This window comes from Salinivibrio sp. ML198 (assembly GCF_001996015.1).
Lineage (GTDB): Bacteria > Pseudomonadota > Gammaproteobacteria > Enterobacterales > Vibrionaceae > Salinivibrio > Salinivibrio siamensis.
Genome location: NZ_MUEZ01000032.1, coordinates 1 through 6,863 on the forward strand (window position 1 = coordinate 1; position 6,863 = coordinate 6,863).

The following is a 6,863-nucleotide window of genomic DNA, read 5'->3' on the forward strand; positions in this document are numbered from 1 at the left end:
GGTTAGCTTCTCGCTAACCCGTGACTATGCCGAACGTGAATACTGTGTGCAGCATCGAGAAAGCGACCTAGCCTTCTTCCACCGCTTAGCGGCAGAAGAGGGCTTGGTGTATCACCATGAGCACGATGCCAACACCCATACCCTGGTAGTGACCGATGCCCCCGACAGCTTGCCCCAGCTTGACAGTCCTGTGCCCTATAATGCCGTCAGCGGCGGTCGCACCGATACCCCGTATATCTATGGGCTGACACGCCACACGGCGGCGCAGCCTAGCCACACGGCGTTAAAGGACTACAGCTTTAAAAAGCCTCGTTATAGTTTTCAACAAGCGGCGCAAGCCGATGGCATTGATTACCAGCGCACCGACAGCTACGAGCACTTTGACTTCCCGGGCCGTTTTAAAGACGACACCACCGGACAGGCGTTTAACCAAACCCGCCTCGAGTACTTACGCCGTGAGGCCGAGCATGCCAACGGCCAAAGCAATGAACCGGCATTAAGAGCCGGCTATCGCTTTACCATCAGCGACCATCTGGATGAGGGCGTGAACCAAGCGTGGCAAGTGGTGCGGGTGCATCACCAAGGCAGCCAACCGCAAGCACTGGAAGAAGAGGGCGGCCAAGGGGCCACTACCTACAACAACCAGTTTATGCTTATCCCTGCTACCACCCCGTGGCGTGCGACGCCGACGCCCAAACCTCAAGTGGATGGCCCCATGATAGGCACCGTGGTGGGACCGGATGGTGAAGAAATCTTCTGCGATGAACACGGTCGAGTGAAAGTCCACTTCCCGTGGGACCGTTATTCCAACGGCGATGACAAAAGCAGCTGCTGGATACGAGTGGCGCAAGGCTGGGCGGGCAGCCAATACGGCATGATGGCGATTCCCCGCATTGGCCATGAAGTGATTGTGTCCTTCCTACACGGTGACCCGGACCAACCGATTATCACCGGCCGCACGTATCATGCGACCAATGTGCCGCCTTATACCTTACCGGCACACAAAACCAAGACGGTTTGGCGCAGTGAAAGCCACCAAGGCGAGGGCTACAACGAGCTCACGTTTGAAGACCAATCGGGTAGTGAGCAAGTGTATTTACACGCGCAAAAAGACTGGCACACCGAGGTAGAAAACGACCGGGTGACCGAGATAGGTCATGTCAACCACCATCAGGTACACAACGACCAGTTTCATCGTGTGATGGGCAATGCGCATCATACCGTGGAGGGAGAGAGTCGCACCCATATTGGTGGCAATCACTCCAATCTCGTCAAAGCCAGTGAGCACTATAAAATTGGTAAGGTTCATGCTGTAGATGCAGGGAGTGACATTCACCTAAAAACGGGCGCCAAACTGGTGATCGAAGCCGGTGCAGAAGTTACCTTAAGTGCCGGCGGTAGCTTTGTGAAAGTGGATGCGGCAGGCGTGCATGCTTCTGGTGCCGCAGTGAACCTAAACTCAGGCGGCAGTGCAGGCAGTGGCCCAGGCTTTAATGGCCAAATGGCGAAGCGTCCAAAAACCATCGACGACTTAGCCGATCCCGAAGCCGCACCACTCCCCGATATCCAAGCGGTTGATGTAATGACCACATCAGAAACACAGCAAGGGGCACCGACGCTTATCGCTGTTCCAGCGACGGCGAGTCTTGTGCAACAAGTTATTGCCGACGTTAAATCTGAAACACCTATTACGCAAGCGTGTCTTAAACAACCTGACGGTAGTTGCCCGCTATCAGACTGCCCTTGTGGGAATAACGTATGAGCTTACATCTAGCATCCACTCATGGTGATGAGCCGATAAACTGGTATGCGTTAGTGAGTGACTATGACGGCATGCATCAAGAGGTTTATGGACTTATTGCTGGTCACAATATTGAACCACTTTATTTATCGACGCCGCTATCAGTGATGATAGAGCGTAGTCCACTTGTTATTCCTTTGAGAGCGAATGACCCCATTGTCGATAAGCTATCCAAAGATAGGACTTTATACTTTTCTGCTCCAAACACGGTAGGGTTCGACGCTGTTCTAGCGCAGTTAAGAAATCGCCTTCAAGTGCAGTTTTCAGCAGCGCGAAAAGGCTTTTTACATTACTACGTACCGGCAGTAGCAAGCTATTTTTTGTTGCTTGCTGAACCAAGTGATACCGCTGATTGGCTCGGTATTCTCTCTGGGGCTTATGTGTACCAGAAGATACACAGTCGACAACCTGAGTGGGTGCATATCCTCGGAGCAAATACCTTAGAAGCATCGTCGTCATTGTGGCAGCTGACGGATTCACAGAAAGATGCATTGAACGAAAAGCACGCAGAGCAAGAAATACAGCAATGGGCTGAAACGCAAGGCATTGACGTGTTTGACTGGCCCAAACAAAAAGCAGTTAGCCACTTTTGTGCAAAGCATCAAATAGAGAGCCAAGCGTTAATCAATAAGGTTCACTCTCTCCTACATGAAAATGCGATCAGTTTGGACGAAGCATCGTTAACAATCGCACCAGGACAGACTGAAACGAGCATCGTGGAACAATTAGAGAAATGGGTGTCTAGGGAGTATTAAAATGTCTGATAAGTTTTCTTCAGCGCCTGCATGCGATGGCAAAAAGCTTCTTATTGAAGTGACAGGAATACAACATGGAGCAGAGCAGGATTTTGAGTTTTATGATCTAACAGACATGACGCAGCAACCTTCTCTTGAAGCCAAGAAGAAGGTAGACCCCGAACTCGATGACACCACGATATACAGCTGGGACTGGAGCGACGAGAAAGAAAATCGTAACGTCTGGTTGAAAGTGGATGCCGACGATGGGCCCATTAAGCTACCGTTATTTGAAAATGTAACAGTGACAGAGAGAAAGCAAGACGAACAAGATTACTTGGTTCACTCAGTGCTTCCGCTCACTCTTTTGCCGTCATATCAGGAATCCTTGACCAATGCGGACCGTGTGGCACCTGTTCGCGCGGGGTATTTATATGTTTTTTATAACCACAAAGCATGGCGAGAGATCCACATTACACCTGAAGACGGGGAAATGTGCTTAAAAGACGTTCACCTCTATCGTTATCGAGAGGGGCGAGATCAACCCTTTAAAGATGAAGAACGTGTTGCGACAGGAATGCCCTTAGGTGAGATTTGGATCCCCGCCAAAGCAAAAAACGAGCAATCCGTTGTTCATATTGCATTTTCTGAAGTGCAATGGAGTGCGCCCCGTCTGAACTATCTTGAGGCACACCCAGAGCAGTTAATGCAACGTGCTAAACCGCTAGACAGTCTTAATGCGGTTGATGGGTCAGACATACTGAAAGTCACAGCGTTACCTGCTATGCGAGTGAGGGCGCCTGAATTAGAGTTCTTCCTTGCCGAGCCGATGCAGCTCAATCGCGATCTATCCGGCGCTTGGGTTAATCAAACCTATCAAACGGTGAAGGGAGAGCTTGAATCCATGAGGGAAGATGGCGAGTCCGCGCCGAATATGCTTCGGTATTATGATCATCAACCTCACCGCTACGAGTATGGGCTCAGACACTCTGCACTGATGGACATTCTGTCTCCCGACTCTGGAGAGAGCGAAATGTGGGAGGCGGAATCGACAGACGACTATCTTGCTCAAGCCAAGCAACGTCACTTAAGAGCCATTGTGCTGGATGATCCGCTTTTTGATCTTAGACACCATACTTACCTCGCGCGAAGTGGTGTGGCTTACATGCAACAAATTTACGTTGATATGAGCCAACAACCTCATTACCGCTCTGCGGAGTTAGTGCAAAAGTTAGTTGTTCCTCCCAAGTTTGGCAAAAATGAAAATCCGTCACATGCTGCGTACGATGAGATGGATACTTTCTTAGGGGGACGTTTTCATCGAACACTGCGCACCGTAGAGCGTCAAATATGCTGCACCGATATAGAAAATTTGCAAGGTTACGTACAAAGCATTATTGAGGAACCGCGGCTGGCTGTGGTGATCCGAGATATCAGCTCACTCAACGATATCAATGCAGCGGCAGCCCAAAAGCTGGTAGGGGAAGCGGTATCTGCGCTTTGCGTGAATACGAAAAAACTTGACCAACTCTCTCACTATGAAGATCGGGGGATGTCTCCCTATTTAGATACAGCAAAGAATATTCTACTGCCCAGTGGCGGCTCAGCTTTGCACCCGATACTTTTCCCTGCAGAACAAAGTGTTAGCTTGGACGAGTTGTTGGAAGAGCCGCCAGAGCCAGTTAATCTAGGCGATGGGTTGGCAACGCCTGAGTTACTCGCATTGTGGTTTAAAAAGGGTCAGGATATTCAAGATGAAGATTTGCGAGTCTTCGATCTTGCCTCAGTGTCGTCCGCCAACAACAACCAAGAGGGCGACTTTGGTTCTGTGCGACGGGTTGCGAATACCCTAGATACCATTCTTCGAGGTTATTACGAAACCTTGTTGGAATTGAGCAAAGAATTGGCTGATGAAGCGAAGGTCATTGAGTTTAACAGCGCCTATGCACCTGTTTTGCGGTTAATGAAATCAGCAAACAGTGAAATGTTGGGGGACATCACCTATCAACCCGTCGGTGGAAAGGCGTTTAAAGGGACTGTCGTTGGCGTAGAAGGGCATGGCCTGACTTGGGGCCTAAGTGATATTGATCGGGAATACATTAAAACTAAGCAAAAAAAAGCACCCATGGCACGTATGTATGAAAATGCGTCAGGGAAATTGGTGGCCTCAACCGGTAAAAATGCGTTTAGGTCTAGCGATATCCCCGGCGTTGATCGCGCAGCAGTTGGGCCTAAGTTGCCACTTAAAGTGGTTGTGGTGTCAGAAGACAGCCAGGTGGCAGAAGCCTTTAATCAAGCCAACACCCGCCGAGCGTTAAACAATGTCAACCAGACGGCCAGCAATGCCTACGAGGGACTACGTGTTCCTTATTTTATTGCGGTTATTGAGCTTGTTAACCTGATGGTGAATGCTCAACATTTTAGTAATCTAACACGATCTCGTGATGTTTATTCACTTGCGCAAGTTGGCAGCGTCCTAGCAGACTTAGGAATCGCTACAGTACATGCCTCAAATCTTTACACACAAAATGCCTCTCGCCTTGCGACTGTATCAAATGCTACTGCTTTTAGAGTGCCCGGTTCTCTGGTCGGTTGGGTAGCGTCTAAAAGTAATACAGTAAGGCTACTTGGTAGAGTGAGCGTCATAGGCCTAGCCAGCCTTGCCGCTGGTTTTTTAACCGCGGCGATTGCTGGTTGGGATGCGATTCGTCTATGGCAAAACAATGATATTGATGCCAGTATTGCTATGGGGATGGTGGCGATAGGCACCTTCGTTACCACAGTCGCGACAGGGTTGTTTGCTACCAACGCACCAATACTATTTGCTATGGGCCCGATTGCTTGGCTGGGTATAGGTGTATCAGTAGCGGGCTTGGTGCTCTTTTCATATTCGAAAAATAGTCCGTTAGAAAACTGGATGACGCATGGCCCCTTCGGTGAAGAGCCCAATGAAGACTATCAGCACCTATTAGATCCTATAACGGCCTATGAGCGCTTGTTGGGCATGTTCTTAACCCTATCGACGAAAGCCTATCACCTTGAGAGTGAGACGGTTTTTGCTGAAAAACTAAAACGCCGTATGCAGTCTCTTGGTGCCACTCACGTAATACATGTCAATACAAACTTAGCCTCATTATTGAACGAAGAAACACTTGATATTGAATTTTATACCCGCCAGGCGATCGAAAAAATCACAGAGACGACCGATAGGACGGGGAACCTGCGCTCGACCAGTGAAATCGTTAACCTCAGCCGAGATAATTTAAGAATAATTCATACAGAAAAAACAGATGAGGGCCAAGCACATTTTGTTGCGTATAACCTAAATGTACCTAGCATCAGTTCAGACTACAGCCTTTTTCCTTTGCGTTCATATATTAATCGCTACAAACCTGTATTTATAACCCGCACAAGGTTAGAGGTAGAAGGGGTCAGCTTCCCAACTTTAGAACTCGACCAAACCAAAGAAGATGCAGAAATAAGTCCTGTCCCTAGTTTTGATCTAGAGGGTGACAGCGATATTGGTTGGGCTAACGCCACCTTGGTCGCTAACACACCAGCGTCAAGCTCCTAATGCAATAATAATCAGGTAATAGTTAATGATATACAATACTGAGCAATTGTCGCTACAACCCGCTAAACCACCGCACGGTTTTTTGCAGCAGCTACTAACCAAAGGGCAAGTCTTCCCCTTTACCAAGGCAAATGACACTATTGCTTTATCACTTGCTCGAGAAACATTACCATCTAAAATAAAAGAGACAGAAGGAAGTGAAAAGCCTTCATTCTGGACCGAAGAAAGCTTAGATAGTGAATCTTTATCAGGCTGGTCTCAACTATACTTTTTAATGGTGGGGCTGGCAAAAATACTATTAATTTTGTTCTTGCCATTATTTTATTTGTTAATCGCATATGCTCTACTTTTTGGTCAAGGAGAATGGATAGAGAAATGGGAGGATTGGTCAATAATTGCCTATGGCCTAACCCTTTATTTTACTCTTCCTTGTTTGCTTATATGGGGACACTACAAGTTGGTATGTAAAGGCTATTATTTCCTAGCCCCTTTCTTAAAAAGCAAACCTGTATATAGCTTAAACCGTCAGACCGGGATGGTGACGCTGTATAAGCGTGGCAATAAAGTGCGCTTTACGCATCCTTTTATCGAGTTTGACTGTGTGTTGATGTCGGCACCGAGTCCGCAAGGTCACCTGAACTACAATTTGATGTTGGTTCATCGCTATCAGCCTTATTCTGTGGGTGTGCCTATTAGTAACTTAATTGGCACCAACGAGCGAGTGGTGGAGTACCAGCGTCTTTGGAATATGATC

Annotated in this window: 4 protein-coding genes; all 4 read left to right on the forward strand. The window is 48.1% G+C overall.

Annotation, left to right across the window (positions count from 1 at the left end):
• The coding region (locus BZG25_RS15385; RefSeq protein WP_108744033.1) for a type VI secretion system Vgr family protein at positions 1-1,762 on the forward strand (1,762 nt) is incomplete at its 5' end.
• Positions 1,759-2,556: a DUF4123 domain-containing protein gene (locus tag BZG25_RS15390; protein WP_077639347.1), complete on the forward strand. Its 798-nt coding sequence runs from the start codon at positions 1,759-1,761 to the stop codon at positions 2,554-2,556. The genes BZG25_RS15385 and BZG25_RS15390, both read left to right, overlap by 4 nt.
• A gap of 1 nt (position 2,557) precedes the next feature.
• Positions 2,558-6,109 carry a toxin VasX gene (locus BZG25_RS15395; RefSeq protein ID WP_077639348.1) on the forward strand — a complete coding sequence of 1,184 codons (3,552 nt, stop codon included), beginning with the start codon at positions 2,558-2,560 and terminating at the stop codon, positions 6,107-6,109.
• A gap of 25 nt (positions 6,110-6,134) precedes the next feature.
• Positions 6,135-6,863 (forward strand): hypothetical protein (locus BZG25_RS15400; RefSeq protein WP_077639349.1); only part of this gene is annotated, 729 nt, incomplete at its 3' end.

Coding starts and splice junctions, on each gene's coding strand:
- BZG25_RS15390 (WP_077639347.1), top strand. CDS start 1,759: ATGAGCTTACATCTAGCATCCACTCATGGTGATGAGCCGATAAACTGG.
- BZG25_RS15395 (WP_077639348.1), top strand. CDS start 2,558: ATGTCTGATAAGTTTTCTTCAGCGCCTGCATGCGATGGCAAAAAGCTT.